14 protein-coding genes are annotated in these 15,860 nt (G+C 70.5%); 7 read left to right on the top strand and 7 right to left on the bottom strand.

What is annotated here, in order from left to right; all coding sequences use genetic code 11:
• Window positions 1-3: 3 nt before the first annotated feature.
• Both AB0I49_RS00780 and AB0I49_RS00785 read right to left on the bottom strand, forming a co-directional pair.
• Entirely contained in the window at window positions 4-1,026 is a 1,023-nt protein-coding gene (locus AB0I49_RS00780) for a terpene synthase family protein (protein ID WP_363224543.1), read from the bottom strand.
• Window positions 1,023-2,045, bottom strand: a complete 1,023-nt coding sequence (locus AB0I49_RS00785; protein ID WP_363224544.1) for a Rieske 2Fe-2S domain-containing protein — start codon at window positions 2,043-2,045, stop codon at window positions 1,023-1,025. The genes AB0I49_RS00780 and AB0I49_RS00785 overlap by 4 nt, the downstream gene beginning before the upstream one ends.
• A gap of 228 nt (window positions 2,046-2,273) precedes the next feature.
• On the opposite strand from AB0I49_RS00785, the gene AB0I49_RS00790 reads away from it, so the two are divergent.
• The gene (locus AB0I49_RS00790) at window positions 2,274-2,459 is read left to right on the top strand and encodes a hypothetical protein (RefSeq protein ID WP_363224545.1); all 186 of its coding nucleotides are present in this window, start codon (window positions 2,274-2,276) and stop codon (window positions 2,457-2,459) included.
• 63 nt (window positions 2,460-2,522) lie between these two features.
• Here the strand turns inward: AB0I49_RS00790 and AB0I49_RS00795 are convergent, their stop codons facing one another.
• Entirely contained in the window at window positions 2,523-4,034 is a 1,512-nt protein-coding gene (locus tag AB0I49_RS00795; protein WP_363224950.1) for a UbiD family decarboxylase, read from the bottom strand.
• A gap of 85 nt (window positions 4,035-4,119) precedes the next feature.
• Complete coding sequence (locus tag AB0I49_RS00800) at window positions 4,120-4,722, bottom strand: UbiX family flavin prenyltransferase (protein ID WP_363224546.1); 603 nt, start codon at window positions 4,720-4,722, stop codon at window positions 4,120-4,122.
• A gap of 161 nt (window positions 4,723-4,883) precedes the next feature.
• Here AB0I49_RS00800 and AB0I49_RS00805 point away from each other — a divergent pair, with 161 nt between their 5' ends.
• From AB0I49_RS00805 to AB0I49_RS00815, 3 genes are all read left to right on the top strand, one after another.
• The gene (locus AB0I49_RS00805; protein WP_363224547.1) at window positions 4,884-5,336 is read left to right on the top strand and encodes a MarR family winged helix-turn-helix transcriptional regulator; all 453 of its coding nucleotides are present in this window, start codon (window positions 4,884-4,886) and stop codon (window positions 5,334-5,336) included.
• A 50-nt stretch (window positions 5,337-5,386) separates the two neighbouring features.
• Window positions 5,387-6,019: an HAD-IA family hydrolase gene (locus tag AB0I49_RS00810; RefSeq protein ID WP_363224548.1), complete on the top strand. Its 633-nt coding sequence runs from the start codon at window positions 5,387-5,389 to the stop codon at window positions 6,017-6,019.
• Between the two features lie 234 nt (window positions 6,020-6,253).
• On the top strand, window positions 6,254-7,735 hold the full coding sequence (locus AB0I49_RS00815; protein ID WP_363224549.1) for a N,N-dimethylformamidase beta subunit family domain-containing protein: 1,482 nt from the start codon (window positions 6,254-6,256) through the stop codon (window positions 7,733-7,735).
• A gap of 22 nt (window positions 7,736-7,757) precedes the next feature.
• On the opposite strand, the gene AB0I49_RS00820 is transcribed toward AB0I49_RS00815, so the two are convergent.
• Together AB0I49_RS00820 and AB0I49_RS00825 are read right to left on the bottom strand one after the other, a co-directional pair.
• The gene (locus tag AB0I49_RS00820) at window positions 7,758-11,624 is read right to left on the bottom strand and encodes a WD40 repeat domain-containing protein (protein ID WP_363224550.1); all 3,867 of its coding nucleotides are present in this window, start codon (window positions 11,622-11,624) and stop codon (window positions 7,758-7,760) included.
• Window positions 11,621-12,037: a hypothetical protein gene (locus AB0I49_RS00825; RefSeq protein WP_363224551.1), complete on the bottom strand. Its 417-nt coding sequence runs from the start codon at window positions 12,035-12,037 to the stop codon at window positions 11,621-11,623. The genes AB0I49_RS00820 and AB0I49_RS00825 overlap by 4 nt, the downstream gene beginning before the upstream one ends.
• A gap of 175 nt (window positions 12,038-12,212) precedes the next feature.
• Here AB0I49_RS00825 and AB0I49_RS00830 point away from each other — a divergent pair, with 175 nt between their 5' ends.
• Both AB0I49_RS00830 and AB0I49_RS00835 read left to right on the top strand, forming a co-directional pair.
• A complete protein-coding gene (locus tag AB0I49_RS00830) occupies window positions 12,213-12,719 on the top strand; it encodes a DUF1877 family protein (RefSeq protein ID WP_363224552.1) in 507 nt (168 codons plus the stop codon).
• Between the two features lie 186 nt (window positions 12,720-12,905).
• Window positions 12,906-13,418, top strand: a complete 513-nt coding sequence (locus tag AB0I49_RS00835; RefSeq protein WP_363224553.1) for an RICIN domain-containing protein — start codon at window positions 12,906-12,908, stop codon at window positions 13,416-13,418.
• A gap of 78 nt (window positions 13,419-13,496) precedes the next feature.
• Here the strand turns inward: AB0I49_RS00835 and AB0I49_RS00840 are convergent, their stop codons facing one another.
• Window positions 13,497-13,964 carry a lamin tail domain-containing protein gene (locus AB0I49_RS00840; protein ID WP_363224554.1) on the bottom strand — a complete coding sequence of 156 codons (468 nt, stop codon included), beginning with the start codon at window positions 13,962-13,964 and terminating at the stop codon, window positions 13,497-13,499.
• Between the two features lie 287 nt (window positions 13,965-14,251).
• Here AB0I49_RS00840 and AB0I49_RS00845 point away from each other — a divergent pair, with 287 nt between their 5' ends.
• Window positions 14,252-15,829 carry a molybdopterin-dependent oxidoreductase gene (locus tag AB0I49_RS00845; protein WP_363224555.1) on the top strand — a complete coding sequence of 526 codons (1,578 nt, stop codon included), beginning with the start codon at window positions 14,252-14,254 and terminating at the stop codon, window positions 15,827-15,829.
• The last annotated feature ends 31 nt before the right edge of the window (window positions 15,830-15,860 follow it).

The raw sequence follows: 15,860 nt of genomic DNA on the forward strand, positions 1-15,860 counted from the left end.
TCCTCACGCCGCCCGGCAGCCGGTCAGGTGGCCCAGATGCGCCGCGTCGGGCAGTACCGCGTGGGCTTTGCCGTAGTAGCGGCCGATCTGCCCCTGCCACTCCAGATTGCCGCCCACCCACTCCAGAACTTCCCGTCCCCAGCGGTGGCAGGCCGCACGGCCCGCGTCGCCGATGTAGAGGAGGTCGCAGGTGCGGTCGACGTCCGACTGCGCCCGCTGATAGTCGGCGGTGCGCTGCTCGACCATCTCCACGACCCGCTGCCTGGCCACGCCGATGTCCAGGCCCTCCGCCGCGAAGAGCAGGACGGAGTTGGAGGCATCGCCGCGCGCCTGGTCCTTCTTGACGCTCGCCACGTCGTTGCAGAGCGTCACCAGGTCGGCGGCGGCGTCGCGGAGCCTGCGGTACAGGACATGGGTGCGGAAGCGTTCCGGGAGTTCGTAGCGGTGGGCCCGCTCCAGCATGTCGAAGCACGGGGAGGTGCCGACCACGGTGCGCCGGAGCTCCAGGTACTCGTCGATCGAAGGGTCCTTGGTCGTCGCCTCCGAGAGATAGCCCCAGAAGTAGTCCAGCCAGCTGCGTGCGGCGTGCTCGCGCCAGGCACGGCTCATTCCCTCGCAGGACCTTTCCCACGTCGGGATGAACCTCTTCACCAGCGGCGCGTGGAATTGGTCCGGGTCCACCGGGGCCTTCTCGTACAGGACCTCGGATATCGCCTCCAGGTATCCGGCTCCCGCGCCCGGGTTCTGCCAGAACGTGGACTCGAAGGAGTCGTCGGTGGCCACGAATTGGCACATCATGTCGATGGCCAGATTGTGGTCGGCTCCGTGCGCGTCCGGATAGCAGTAGCCGATGATCCGCTCGGGATCGGCCTCCCGGTACCGCCGCCAGGTCACCGCCGTCTCCTCGGTGATTCCGCAGGAATGGCACCAGGCGACCGCCATCCGGCGACCGTCGGCGATACGCGGATTGGTGCGGTGCGGCAACGGGGTGCGGATGATCGAATTGGTGTCCTCGACGACACTCACAGCGAGACCTCCTGACCGGTGGTCTCGGACGGATAGAACTGGCGCACGTGATGCCGGTAGATCCCTACCGCCTTGTCCCCTTGCGCGAGATGGGGCTGGTGCATGTACCTCTTGCTCTTCCAGATCACGTTGTCCTCGTCCAGAACCTTGCCGATCTTGAACACGACCGCCTTCGCCAGCAGGCGCGCAATGAGCGCCTGCACCGGCCGGGGAACGCGTTTCAGGGGCCCGGCCACAGCGCAACAGGCCAGCAGCCGAATATCCGTCTCCCAGACGTCCGTCGCCGTGAACAGCGCCCACGAACGCACGGTGACGCCCAGGCGCGGGAAGTCGATTTCCGCCACCAAGTACCCCAGACCGGCGATCAGCACGGTCTGGCCCACCCAGATGTTCCCCACGCCGGGAATCCGCGCGATGGGCACCTTCGTATGCACCCGGAGGAACGGGCCGTCCGTTTCCGGCGGTGCGATCTCTTCCAGCGGCACGGCGTGCACCACGCTGAAATGGCGGTAGTCCACCGTGTTCTCATACAGTTCCTGAGGGTGGCTGGACACGTGCTTGGAGTGCAGTTGGACCCGGTGAAACCCCTGCGGATCCACCTGCGGGATCTCCCAGTACGGGGCCGCGCCGTCGGGCGCGTACCAGACCATCAGCAGCCCGTTGACTTCCCGGATGGTCCACTGCGTGAGACTCAGTTTCTTCAGTGGCTCACTGTCGGGCACGCGCACGCAGGTGCCGTCGGGGTCGTACTCGAAGGCGTGGAACGGGCACTGGATATTCTCCCCGACAATCCTCCCGCCGCTCCCCAAGTGGGCTCCCAGGTGCGGACAATGAGGCTCCACCGCCCGTACGACGCCGCGTTCGGTCCGGTACAGAACGACATCTGACCCCATGAAAGTCCGGGTGAGAACCGTTCCCGGCTTCAGCTCGGACGCCAGCCCCAGACAGAACCAGCCGGCCGGATAGGGCAGTGGAGGCCATGGGTCCCCGGTGGCGACCGGTCGTTTCGGTTTGCTCATCGCAGTCGATCTCTCTGTGGTGAATGCGGAAAGACTGACGGTTCGCGCGCCCCATGCCGTGGCAGAGCCATATGCCCGGCGAGAAGGACGCGGCTTCGTGGACGTCTCTTTCCAGCAAGCACCGCCGGACCGAGGAGGGACAAGGGAGCCATCGGCACCGAAGCGTGAACGCGTTGAACGCTGGGGAGACGGCGGACCGGTGCCTCCCGGAGATATCCCTCGGTCGAAGTGATCTGGGGGCAGTATCTGGATCCCAGCAACTTCCGCCGCAATGTGCTCAAGACCGTGGGTTTCGTGCAGCCCACGGGGGAACAGCGGCTGCCCCCCACCGGACGTCCGGCCAGCCTCTATCGCCGAGGGGACGCGATTCTGCTCAGTCCTCCGTTGATGCGCGGCACTGGGCGTACCGCATAGCCCGTTCCGGTCCGTGGGGGTTGGGGCTGAGCCCGGAAGAGTCGGTGACGTGCGGGAGGGGAATCACGCCGCCGGGAAGCCGTAAGCCGTCCAGTTCTCTATTACTCGGGTGCGGATTTCGGTGGGGAAGGAGTTGTGGAAGGAGGCGGTGGTGCCTCTGGTGGTGCCCTGGAATTGTTCTGGTAGTAGGCAGCTGGTGATGGATTTGCCGCCGTGGCCGGTGCGGGCTTCTTCTGGGGTGAGGTAGGGGACCATGGGGATGCCGGGGGCCTGGGGGTAGAGGTAGTGGCCGGTTGCGGGGTGGTGGCGGGTGGCCAGGGCCCAGGTGACCTGGTTGATGTCGGTGATGTCTATGTCGTCGGCGACGAGGATGACCTTTGGTACCAGCCAGCCTGTGTGGGAGTTGAAGAGCACCTCCGCCACCGCGTCGGACAGCTCGCGTTCCGTCATGCGCAGTTCGGCCAGCCGGCGGATGTCGATGGAGACGACGATCCAGCAGGTGGCGGCCTCGTAGGAGCACCAGGCCAGGGTGACGGGGAGGCCGCTGGAGCGGAGCAGGTCCAGGCTCGCGGCCGAGATCATGGTGCCCCAGATGGTGTGGTTCTCCTCCGGGGGGACGCCCGCCACGCAGATCGGGAGGATGGGGGCGTCGCGGAACGTCACCGTCTCCACATGGAAGACCGGCTGCGGCCTGCTGCCGGCGAACGCGTAGCCGTGGTACTCGCCCATCGGGCCCTCGGGGGCCGTCTCATCAGGGCTGATGAAGCCCTCGACCACGATTTCCGCGTTGGCCGGGACGTAGAGGCCGCCTGATTCCGTGCGGACCACCTCTACGGGGCTGCCGGTCAGCGCGCCTACGTAGCCGTCCTCGTTCACCTCGGCCGGGAGCGGCATGCCGGCCGCGGCCAGGGCGGCCGGCGGGGCGCCGAGGACCATGGCCCAGGGGGTGCGTTCGCCCCGCTCGCGCCACATCTGGTGGATCATGCCCAGGTGCTGCTGCGGCATGGCCGGGCCGACCAGGGTGTTCCGTCCGTGCAGCATGGCGCGGCTCACCGACCAGCTCGTCCAGCGTTCGTCCGGCGTGCGTACGACGTGGAAGCCGTACGTACCGAAGTACCGGCCGCCGTCCTGTTCGTGGAGGAGCGGTATCGGGAAGCGTTCCAGGTCTACGTCGTCGCCGGTGAGGATGTTCTCCTTGCACGGGCCCGTCTCCACCACGCGCGGAGCGACGGGTTCCGCCTTCATCGCGGAGATCAGTTTCTCCAGCAGTTCGCGTGGCGTGGTGTCGCGCTGGAGGCCGAAGTGGGTCGCCAGCCTTGCGTACGGGGCCGTCCGCGACGCGCTCAGCCCGGCGGGAGCGCCCAGGATCCGGCAGCCCGGAGCACCCTCGGTCAGGGTGCTGAACAGCGGTGCGGGGCTCCTCGTGTCGTACGCGCGCCGGGTGATGGCCCCGGCCTCCAACGTCGGGCTGATCGGCTGCCGGATGTCCACTGCGTCCCCGGTCGCCAGCAAGTCCGTGACGAAATCCCGGAAGTTCAGGGCGTTGCCCCTCTGCGCCCGGTCTATCTGGCCTATCTGGTCTGACCGGTCTGCCTGGTGTGGGTTGTGTGTCTTATGTGTTTGTTTTGGCTGATTCCTCATTTTGGGGTCTTCCTTTCATTTAGCGCTGTGCGCTCGTCGTCGGTCGGCTCGTGCTCGTCCGGCCCATGCCCTGCCAGCGCTTGGCATTCGGCATCTCCAGGCCGAACTGATCGAGAACGCGCGCGACGATGTGGTCGACCAAGCCCTCGATGGTCGACGGCTGGTTGTAGAACGCGGGGACCGGCGGCATCACCACGGCGCCCATCCGGGCCAGCTCGTACATGTTCTTCAGGTGTACGGCCGACAGCGGCGTCTCCCGCGCCACCAGAACCAGTCGGCGCCGCTCCTTGAGCGTCACGTCGGCGGCGCGCGCGATGAGGCCCTCGCCGTACCCCGTGTTGACGGCGGCCAGTGTCTTCATGCTGCACGGGACGATGATCATGCCATCCACCTGGAACGATCCGCTGGAGATCGACGCCCCCTGGTCGTCCGGACTGTGGTACGCCGACGCCAGCGCCCGTACGTCGCGCAGTGAGCGGCCGGTCTCCTGGGCGAGCGTGGCGCGTGCCCAGCGGCTGACGACGAGGTGCGTCTCGACGTCCAGTTCCCGCAGGGCCTCCAGCAGGCGCACTCCTATGGGCGCGCCGGTGGCTCCGGTCATCGCGACGACCAGACGCCTCATGCCGACCTCCCTTCATCTCATCCGACTTCATCTCATCCGTCGCCGGTCATCACCTGTCGCCGGAGTCGGATTTTCATCACGCAGAGTTATTCCGTCTGCGTCCTATTTCTTCAAGCTATAGTACGTGTACGTCCTAATCAACCGCGACCGAGGTGGGAACGATGGCGCACGGGGAATCGGGCTCCCGCTCTCCGCTCGACGCGATCGGCGGAGTCGGCCCCCTGGCCCGCCGGCTGAACCAGGTGCACACCCGCCTCTGGTACGAGCAGGTGGACTCGGATCTCACCGGTCCGCAGTTCACGGTGTTGAGCCTGCTGGGCGAGCGGGGCGTCACGGATCAGGGCACGCTCGGCGCGCTGGCCCACCTCGACAAGTCGACCGCCGCCCCGCTGCTCGAACGGCTGCGCCGGCGCGGCCTGGTGGAGCTCGCCAAGGACGAGCGCGATCGGCGGCGCAAGCTCGTGAGCATCACGGAGGAGGGGCGCGAACTGGTCGTTCGGCTGGCCCCCGCCGTCCTCGCGGTCAACGAGGAGCTGCTCGCGCCGTTCTCCGACGCCGAACGGGAGCAGTTCCTTGGGCTGCTGCGCCGCGCGGTTCAGGGGGCCGAGCGTTAGCCGGGGCATCGACATCACCACACCGCCCCCAGCCGTGTTATTCAAGTGCGGTGACGACTCCCCTGATACCGGGCCGCCCTTTCGATGCGGTGCTGTGCGACCTCGACAACGTGATCCGCTACTACGACACGAGCCGGCTGGCGGAAAGGGAACGCGCCGCCGGGCTGGCGGAGGGCACGACCGCGAAAGTGGCCTTCGAGCCCGCGACGGATCTGCCGGTGCTGCTCGGTGAAATCGGCGAGGAAGAGTGGATCGATTCCATCGCGCTCGGCCTTTCGGGACAGGTATCGCCGGAACTCGCTCGTGAATTGGGCACGATACTGCTCAACTCGCCCTTCTCGGCGGACGAGGCGGTGGTGGATCTGCTGCGCCGCGTACGGACGCACGTACCGCTGGTCCTGGTCACGAACGCGACGAAGCGGCTGGAGGGCGACCTGGTGACCATGGGGCTGGACGGCCTCGCGCACCACGTCGTCAGCAGTGCCCGCGTGGGGCTGGTCAAGCCGGATCGTGAGATCTACGAGTTCGCCGCCGCGCGCGCGGGCGTCGCCGTGGAACGGTGCCTTTTCGTCGATGACCGGCTGGAGAATGTAGAAGCCGCGATCGCGCTCGGAATGACCGGCGTGCATTACCGCGAATTGGCGGATCTGCGGGCGGCGGTGGACGGATTGCTGGGGAATTGAGCCGGGCATCGGGCCGCTGGGCCGCTCGGTCGCTGGGCCGCTCGGCCGCGAGCCTTCGGACCGTACTCTTCCGCCCGCCCGCCCGGCCGGCCGGCGGCGGGCGGATCGCGTCGGAGCAGAAGATCGGATACGCAGGGTTCCCCCGACGATCATGAATCCGCATACTTCGGAAAGGGAAGCCCGAACTCCTCTTACCGTCGCGGCCGTTGTCCGCTCGCCCCACAGGAGAAGCGCGTGTCTGACGCACCACCCGATGCCGCCACCGCCGGACCGGCCGCCACTCCCGGAGCCGCCAGCGGACCTGCAACCAGACCCGCCGCCTTCACCGTCGACGGATACCCCGGCTCGCCGAGCGTACGAGCCGGGGAGACCCTGCGGCTGCACGTATCGACGCGCGCCGAGCGGTTCCGGGCCGACTTCTTCCGTTGCGGCGCCGCCGTTCGCCATATGGGCGCCATGCACGGGACGGGCCGCTACGCGCCTCCTCGCGGGCAGGACGAGGACTGGGGATGGCCCGGCCATGACTTCGACGTGCCGGAGGAGTGGCCGTCGGGGGTGTACGTAGCGGTTCTGAGCCCGTACGGCGACGGTTCGTACGCCGAAGCCCCCGAAGTCCCGGCCGACGCCGAAGAACTCGACGCCCGCCACTCCCGCCTGCTGTTCGTCGTGACGGCCCGCGAGCCCGCCCGGACCACCAACATCCTGTACAAGGTGCCGGTCTTCACCTACCACGCGTACAACATCAGCGGCGGCGGCAGCCTGTACGGGCCGGTCGACCCCGACGACCCCGCCCCGCACACCGGCACCGTGACCGTCTCCCTGCGGCGCCCCGGCGGCGGGATCGGCGGGCCGGTCAAGGGGCGGCCGGACCCCCACGACCCGCGTACGCCGCGCCAGACCTTCGCGCACTGGGACGCCCCCTTCATCGCCTGGCTCGAAGGGACAGGGCTCACCGCCGACTACTGCACCGACCTCGACCTGCACGAATCGCCCGGCATCTCCGACCGCTACCAGCTCCTGATCTCCGTCGGCCACGATGAGTACTGGAGCGCCCCCATCCGCGACAACGTCACCGCCTTCCGCGACCGGGGCGGCAACGTCGCGCTGTTCGGGGCGAATACGTGCTGGTGGCGGGTTGAGGTGACGGACGGGGGTACGGCCGTACGGTGCGCCAAGTACCCGCCGGGCGTCCCGCGCGGGGCCGACGTCGACCAGATGCGCGGCGCGCCCGACCACTGGTGGGAGACGGAGCCAGAGAACACCCTGACCGGTGTCAGCTACCGCAACGCGGGCGGTCACTGGGAAGGCCCTCGGGCGCCGCTGGGCTTCACGGTCCAGGGCACCGACCACAAGATATTCGCGGACACCGACCTGCACGACGGGGACGTCCTCGGCGCGGAACACCGCCTGGTGGGCTACGAATGCGACGGTGCCGCGTTTACGCGCGACAGCCTCGGACGGGCCGTCGCGACCGGCAAGGACGGCACACCCGCCGACTTCACCGTCCTCGGCGTAGCCGACCTCCCCCAGGAACCGGCCGCCGGCTGGCACACCGCCGCCCGCGAAGACCCCGCCCCGGAACGCGCCGCGACCTTCGGCCTCTACACCCGGGGCGGCACGGTCTTCACGGCGGCCACCACCGACTGGCCCCGCCTCCTGCCGCTCGACGCGCGGGTGCGCGCCATCACCGGCAATGTGATCACCTTGCTGTCCTGAAGGCGGTGACGTGGGCGGGAGTTCAGCTGCGGCAGGGCGGTTTGTAAGGGAGCTGCGGCAGATACTGCTTCCACTGCTGTCGGGTGGGGGAGCCCGCGTAAGCGCAGATGCGCTGTTCGGCCTCGTCGATGCCCAGGGGCCAGAGCCGCACCGTGTGGTCGCCCGCCGCGCTGGCGAGCGTCCGTCCGTCCGGGCTGAACGCGACCGAGTTGATGCCCTCGGTGTGGCCGGTGAGACGCTCGCCGAGCGGCGTGAGGCCGTCCGCGCCGGTCACTTTCCACAGCCGCACGGTGCGATCGCTGCTGCCGCTGGCGAGCATCCGCCCGTCGGGGCTGAACGCGACCGAGACGACGGCGTGGGTGTGGCCGGTACGGGGGGCGCCGAGCGGGGCGGGGCGGTCCGGCCCGGTCGCCTTCCACAGCTGGATCGTGCTGTCGAGGCTGGCACTGGCCAGCGTCCTCCCGTCAGGGCTGAACGCGAGCGAGAAGATGGAGTCGGTCTGGCTGGAGCGGGGTTCGCCGAGACTGCCGCGGTCGGCCGGGTCGCGCACGTCCCACAGCCGCACGTTTCTCTCGCCACCGGCGGTGGCCAGGGTGCGTCCGTCCGGGCTGAAGGCGACCGAACGCCCGGTGAGGGGTGTGCCGAGCGCGACGGGCCGGCCCGGATCGGTCACGTTCCACAGTCGCACCTTCTCGTTGTCCCCGGCTCCGGCCAATGTGCGCCCGTCACGGTCGAACGCCACCGAGACGATGTCGGCGCCGGCGTCGGCGTCGTCGGCGGGGCATTTGCCTTTCAGAGTGGGATCCTTGGGGTCACTCACGTCCCACAACCAGATATTCCCGTCTCCACCGGCGGTGGCCAGCATGCGTCCGTTCCGACTGAAGGCGATCGCGCGGACAGCCTCGGTGTGGTGGTCGAGGGCGACCTTGAGCAGGGTGGCGCCGGCTGAGTCGGTCACGTCCCACAGCCGTACCTTCCCGTCGTCTCCGGCGGTGGCCAGGGTGTGCCCGTCCCGGTTGAACGCGACCGCGTTGGCGGCGCGGGTGTGGGTGGTCAGCAGGGTGGCCGGCCGATTCCACACCCGCACCGTCCGGTCGGCGCCGACGGTGGCCATCGTGCGGCCGTCACGGCTGAAAGCGACGTCGTAGATGGTGCCGGTGTGGCCGGTGAGGGGGTCGCCGAGCTGGGCGGGCAGGGCCGGGTCGGTCACGTTCCACAGCCGCGCTGTCTGGTCGCCGCTGACGCTGGCCAGCGTGTTCCCGTCAGGGCTGAACGCGAGCGCGAAGATGACGCCGATGTGGCCGTCGAGGGGCTCGCCGTGCTTCCGGGGATTGCCCGGGTCGGAAACGTTCCACAGCTGGACTTTCGCGTCGCGGCCGGTGCTGGCGAGCGTGCGTTTGTCCGGGCTGAACGCGATCCGATTGGCGCCGGTGATGGCCTTGCCGAGCTCGGTGGGTCTGTTCGGGTCGGTCACGTTCCACAGGCGGGTCGCCCCGTCGCGGGTGGTGGTGGCCAGGGTGCGTCCGTCCGGGCTGAAGACGACCCTGGAGATGGCGCCGCTGCCACTGGTCAGAGGTTCGCCGAGCTCTGTGAGCCGGGCCGGGTCGGCCGCGTTCCACAGCCGCAGCTTCCCGTCGAATCCCGCGCTGGCCAGGATGCGTTTCTTCTGGTCAGGGCCGAACGCGACCGCGTAGTCGTTGTGGCGCTCCCCGACCGGGACGGGGCTGTCGAGGTCGGATACGTTCCACAGTTGCGCCCCCTTGGCCCCGGTGGTGGCGAGCGTCCGTCCGTCCGGGCTGAACGCGACCGAATTGATGTTGCCGATGGCGCCGGACAGGGGCTTGCCGATCTTCTTCGGGTGGGCCGGGTCGGCGACGTTCCACAGCCGCAGCGTCCCGCCGTCCCCTCCGGTGGCCAGAGTGTGGCCGTCCGGGCTGAACGCGACCGTCAGGACGGACTTGTCGTAGCCGGTCAGGGCGGTGGACAGGGGGATGTTCGCGTCCGTGAGCAGATGCGTGCGGAGATCCTCGGTGCGCTTCATCCGGTAGGCGGTGAGGTCGAGCTGCGCGGCGAGCGACGCGTTGGTGCCACGGAGGCTGTCGGCCTCCGCCGTGAGCTGGTTGAAGACGGCGGTGTTGCGTTGTCCTTCCGCGACGGAACGCTGGTCCTGCGCCGCCGAGCGCTCCACGAACGCGTACGCCGCCGCGCCCGTGGCGAGCAGGACCAGGACGGACAGGACGGCGATCACGGTGCGCCGCACCCGCGCGGCGCGGCGCTGCTGGCGGAGGGAGGCGGTGAGGAAGTGGGTCGCGGTGGTGCTCGGGCCGTCGGCGGGCGCGGCGTCGGCCCATTGGCCGGCGGCCTCCAGTCTGCTGCCCCGGTAGAGCAGCCTGGCGTCGCGGTCCTTGTGCCGCCAGTCCGCCGCGGCGTCCTCGAGTTCCTGGCGTACGAGGTTGCCGGGCCGGTCGGCGTCGATCCACTGGCGCAGCCGGGGCCAGGCGCGCAGCAGGGCCTCGTGGGTGAGGGTCACCTGGTCAGCGCCGCGCGTCAGCAGACGGGCCTGGGTGAAGACCGAGACCACCTCCGCCGCCCGGTCGGGCGCGCGGCTGTGGGCGAGCAGGGTCTCGTACGGCATCGGACGGCGGACGTCCTCCGTCCCCTCGCCGATCTTGACGAGGTTCAGGAGCAGGCGGCGGGCCACTTGCTGACCGGGCGCGTCGAGGCGGTCGTAGAGCTGATCGGCGGTGTTGGCGAGCGCGTGGGCGATGCCGCCGGTGCTCTGGTAGCCGTCGACGGTGAGGACGCTGCCGTGCCGCTGCTGCCAGGTCGCGCGCAACGCGTGGGCCAGCAGCGGCAGCCGCTCGGCCGCGTACCGGCCGTCGCCCGCGCCCGCCCCGGAGGCGTCGGCCGCGGTCGGCCCGGTCAGGGCGCTGAGGTCGCGTAGCAGCACCTCGACCAGGCCCGGTTCGACCTCCAGGCCCACGGCGCGGGCCGGGTACAGGATCGCCTCGCGCACGCCGGACTCGGTCATGGGGCCGATGAACAACTGCCGGTCCTGGAGGGCGGATTGCAGCTGCGGGTGGGCGGCGCACTGCGTGTAGAAGTCCGATCGCAGGCCGAACACGACGAGCCCGGCGGGCCCTTCGTCCGGCGCGGCATCGGCGATGGCGGCGAGTACGTCCAGGAACCGGCGGAGCGTCGGCGCCTCCGCGCGCAGGGTGAAGAGCTCTTCGAGCTGGTCGACCACGATGACACAGCGCGGGGCCGGGGCCGGGGCCTGGGCTTGTGGGCTCTCGCTCTGCTGCCGGAGGAGGGCGGCGCGCAGGACCGCCGCGGTGTACTCCGCTCCGAACGCCATGGCCTGCGCCATGTACTGCGCGGAGGTTCCGGTGAGGTGCGCGAGCTGCGCGGCCAGGGCCGTGAGCGGGGCGGCCGTGGGGCTGAAGACGGCGCACGGCCAGCGCGCCGAACCGGGCAGCCGGCCGTCGGCGATGGCGGGCAGGAGGCCCGCCCGGAGCAGGGAGGACTTGCCGGTGCCCGACGGCGCGACCAGGATCTGCGGCCCGCCCTCGTGCGTCTGCCGGTCGAGCCGGTCCAGCAGGCCGGCGACCAGTTGGCCGCGCCCGAAGAACCAGTCGGCCTGCTCGGCCCCGAACGCCTCCAGGCCCGGATACGGGCAGATGTGCGCGCCGACGGCGGGTACGGCCCGCCGGGCGCCGCGTACTCCGTCCACGAAGTGCAGGTGCAGGTCCCGCTCCGTGACGGTGATGTACTGGTCTCCGACGGCCTGGTAGATCCGCGCCTGTTGCGAGGCGCTGGCGTGGAGGTACGGGCCCTCGGGCGCGTCTTCCTCGTCCCGGCGTTCCCCGGAATCGGAAGGGGGACTCACCGCTCGGTGATGTGCTGGTCCCGGCCCGCCTGGTAGACGCGTCCGTGCCCGGACGCGGACGCCTTCATCACGAGCGACTCGACGCGGGACTGCTCAGGGGCGGGCAGCGCCGGGGTGAGCTCGTCGTCCAGCAGGGTCCGCAGCTCCTGGGCGAGCCGCTGGTCCGCCCGCACGAGCCGCTCCAGCCGGACCCGCCAGTCCGAGACCAGCGCTTCCTCGTCCGCGGTGTCGCCCGCCTGCCGCGCGGCCAGCACCCGCGGCCGGACCTGGGCCAGCGCCGCGTCCACCTCCTCGGCCTCCTCCGGCCGCACCCGCCGCCACCACGCGACGACCCCGCTCCGAGCCGCCTGCCACGCGTCCGTGGCCATCGCCCCCACCACGGCCGTACCAGCCGCCAACACCAGCGCGTCCATCCGGACCCCCTTTTGAACTGAAGTGCATGCGATATCAACTACATTACGCAGTAAGGGTATTGAATGTCAGTGTTGCGGAACGCCGATACGTCGATGCCTGGGCTGTTCGCCCGGGGGGGGGCGCCGGGCAGGCCCGTTGTCGCCGGTCGGCGAGGCGGCAAGGACACTTGCCCGTATGGCTGTGACTCAACAACTCGCCCGCGTGACCGAGGCGTACCTCGCCCGATGCCGCGCCTCGGCCGCTGCGAACGCCGACGCCGATCCGGAGTGGTACCCGCCTGACGACGACTGGATCGACCTCGACTGGGCGCCGCGCCCCCTCGTCCATGCCTGCGAACTCGCCGGCGTCCGCCCGCGCCTGCTCGAAGCGCTCCAGCGCGCCGTGGGCGGTGACCTGGACGTCGACGTCTCGATGCTGCGCCATCCGGAAGCCACCGGCTCCTTCGGGCCTCCTCCCACGGCTCTGGCTCCGGATTCGGTGGCCCGCGTCGCGGCCGGGCTCGCCGAGCTGGACTGGGAGGAGGTATGGGCCGCGATCCCGGAAGGCCGTCGCGGAACCGTGGTTGGCGACGGCTTCACGGGCGACCAACTGGCCTACCTCGCGGAGCACTTCACGGCTCTGAGGGAGTTCTACCTGGACGCGGCGCGGCGGGGACTGTCCGTCGTGCTGTGGTGGGACTGAGTACGGACAGGCGTGAGCCTGTCCGCAAGCGTCGGGGGCGTCGGTTCTGGACGGAGCCGACCCCGGCGTGAGCCGCGCGGAGGTTGTTACCCGCAGGGGTGGTTTGGGTGGGATGGGTGTCTATAGGGGAGTGGGGGCGGGCACGGTTTCGCCGTCGTTCTCTGTACGCATCCCTAGGAGTCGCTCGTGTTCGACGGTATCCGTGTCCCGCGCTCGTACCCGAAGGTCCGCGCCGTGGCGTCGGCCCTGGTCGTTGTCGGCCTGGGCTGCGCGGCTCTCGCGCCGGGCAGCGCCTCGGCGAAGGTGGGGGACCCCAACGGGACGATCAAGACGGGGTACGCCAAGGGGTATTGCCTGGCGAACGTCACGAATACGCCGCAGGTCGGCGTGGCCCAGTGCAACGGCAGGCAGAACCAGGCGTGGCTGGTGTCGGCCGTCGGCGACCGCAACGGGACGATCAAGTTGGGGTACGCGCAGGCGTACTGCCTACAGGGCGACAAGGGCACGGGCGAGGTCCGCACCGCCGCGTGCAACGGCAGGCAGAACCAGGCATGGCTGGTGTCGGCCGCCGGCACCCCCAACGGGACGATCAAGCTGGGGTACGCCGACGGGTACTGCCTGACGTATGACAAGGGCACGTCCAAGGTCCGCCTCGCCGGGTGCAAGGGCACGCAGAATCAGGCGTGGCTGGTGTCCTGAGGCGGTCCGCCCCGGACATGGCGGTGCGCCGCAGCCTGGTGGTTGCGGCGCACCGTCGTGCGGTGGCGGGGAGCCCGGTCAGCGGTGGCTGTGGCCCCAGTGCTTGGTGTCCACGGTGTGGTGGTCGGCGTTGCGGAGCGTGGCGGTGTCGCGGTGGTTGTCCCACGCGTACTCGCGGCTGTTCTGGAAGACGTCACGCGCCGTGTCGTGGCCCCGGCCCGTGTGGACCCGGACGCTCTTGTGACCGCCCAGACTCAGGTGGCGGAAGCGGTAGACCTTGTGCGTGCAGTCGCTGGTGAGGGTCCAGCCCTTGAGGTTGACCGGGCGGTTGCCGGTGTTCTTCACGGTGACCCACTCCGCGTTGAGGCTGCGGTCGGAATGGTCGTCGTGCCCGGGGCTGTCGGCCTGGACGGCGCCCAGCACGATGGGCGAACGGTGCTTGCCCGGCGTGTGATGGCCGGCGGCCGAGGCCGGCAGGGCCAGGGCGGCGGCCATGGCGGCCGAGCCCAGGACAGCGGTGGCGAGACGCGGTGCGAAACGGATCACGTGAACCTCCTGCTAACAGCCCTTTGTTCTGGGGCTGCTGTTACCTGATGCCTGGCCTGTCGCCGGGCGAGCCCCACTGTGGCCCACCGTGAGTGCCGTGACTGAGGAAGCGGCTGCCCTTTACGAAACACGGACATTTGCACACCCGGCACGCGCCAGGCGTACACGCCTCGGCGCGCGTCCACCCCCCTGCGCTCGCCGCTCACGCCGCATCTGAGCCGCTCGCCCTCCCGAAAACTCTTCGCCGTTCCACCAATCCGCCCGCGCCCCCGCTCCGAATACGGGGCATGAGAACGTGGCGCAAGAGTCTTCTCCACGCCGCACTGGGCGCGCTGAGCGGCCTGGTCGCCGGCTACGTGGCCCTCGCCGTCGCCGAGTTGACGGCCGTCGCCGTACGTCCCGAGGCCGGCCCTGTCACGGCGGTCGGCGGCGCGGCCATCGACCGTACGCCCGCGGCCGTCAAGGTCTGGGCCATCCGGAACTTCGGCGCCGACGACAAGCTGGTCCTGCGACTCGGCATCGTCGCCGTACTCGCCCTCTTCGCCATGGCCCTCGGCGCCCTGGCCCCGCGCTTCCGGCGCGCGGCCCCGGCCGGAGTGCTCGTCTTCGGGGCCGTGGGCGCCCTGGCGGCGACGAGCCGTCCCGACTCGCCGGGCGCGCTGGACGCCGTCCCCTCCCTCGTCGGGGCCGTCGCGGCGGCGGTGGTGCTGTATCTGCTGGCCTCGCGGCTGCCGTCGCCCGGCGCGGCCGCGGCCATGCCGGGGGAGGGCTCCGGCGTCGACCGCCGCGGCTTCGTCCTCGGACTGGCCGGGGCCACGGCGGCGGCTGCCGTCGCCGGACCGCTCGGCCGCTCGCTGAACGCCGCCGACGCCGAACGGGCCGCCGAGTCGCGCGCCGGGGTCAGGCTGCCCGCGCCCGCTTCCCCCGCGCCCCCGCTGCCGCGCGGCGTGGACCTGAAGCTGCCCGGCCTGACCCCGTTCACCACGCCCGCCCGCGACTTCTACCGGGTGGACACCGCGCTGACCGTCCCCCGCGTGGACGTCGGCGGCTGGCGGCTGCGCGTACACGGCAGAGGCGTCGGCAAGCCGCTCACCGTGACTTTCCAGGACCTGCTGCGCCGGCCCCTGATCGAGCGGGACACCACCTTGACGTGCGTGTCCAACGAGGTCGGCGGCCCGTACGTCGGGACCGCCCGCTGGCTCGGCGTGCCCCTCGCCGACGTGCTGCGGGAGGCGGGGGTGCGGGCGCCGTCGCGAGGCGGCCCGGCCGATCAGCTCGTCGCCCGGTCCGTGGACGGCATGACGCTCGGCACGCCCGTCGAGACCGTGCTGGACGGACGGGACGCGCTCCTCGCGGTCGGCATGAACGGGGCGCCGCTCCCGTTCGAGCACGGCTTCCCGGTGCGCATGCTCGTACCCGGCCTGTTCGGCTATGCCTCGGCCTGCAAGTGGATCAAGGACATCGAGCTGACCACGTTCGACGCGTACGACCCGTACTGGGTCCGACGCGACTGGGCCGCCAAGGCGCCCGTCAAGACGCAGTCGCGCATCGACACCCCCAAGCCGTTCGCGAACGTCAAAGCCGGCGCCGTCACCGTGGCCGGGGTCGCCTGGGCCCAGCACAAGGGCGTCGACGGCGTCGAGGTGCGCGTCGACGACGGCGACTGGCAGCGGGCCGAACTGGCCGCCGAGGCGGGCGTGGACACCTGGCGGCAGTGGTCGTTCGCGTGGCGGGCCACGCCCGGCACCCACGCCCTGCACGTACGGGCCACCGACCGCACCGGCTACGTACAGACCGCCGAGCGCACCCGCACCATCCCGGACGGCGCCTCGGGCCGGCACTCGGTGGTGGTCACCGTGGCCTGACGCCGATGCCCGACACCTGCTCGTACGGCCC

This window comes from Streptomyces sp. NPDC050617 (assembly GCF_040654795.1).
Taxonomy (GTDB): domain Bacteria; phylum Actinomycetota; class Actinomycetes; order Streptomycetales; family Streptomycetaceae; genus Streptomyces.

What these genes read in the sequence shown, in the direction of transcription:
- AB0I49_RS00830 (WP_363224552.1), top strand. Translation starts at nt 12,213, where the DNA reads ATGGCTGTGACTCAACAACTCGCCCGCGTGACCGAGGCGTACCTCGCC.
- AB0I49_RS00825 (WP_363224551.1), bottom strand. Translation starts at nt 12,037, where the DNA reads ATGGACGCGCTGGTGTTGGCGGCTGGTACGGCCGTGGTGGGGGCGATG.
- AB0I49_RS00805 (WP_363224547.1), top strand. Translation starts at nt 4,884, where the DNA reads ATGGCGCACGGGGAATCGGGCTCCCGCTCTCCGCTCGACGCGATCGGC.
- AB0I49_RS00845 (WP_363224555.1), top strand. Translation starts at nt 14,252, where the DNA reads ATGAGAACGTGGCGCAAGAGTCTTCTCCACGCCGCACTGGGCGCGCTG.
- AB0I49_RS00800 (WP_363224546.1), bottom strand. Translation starts at nt 4,722, where the DNA reads ATGAGGCGTCTGGTCGTCGCGATGACCGGAGCCACCGGCGCGCCCATA.
- AB0I49_RS00785 (WP_363224544.1), bottom strand. Translation starts at nt 2,045, where the DNA reads ATGAGCAAACCGAAACGACCGGTCGCCACCGGGGACCCATGGCCTCCA.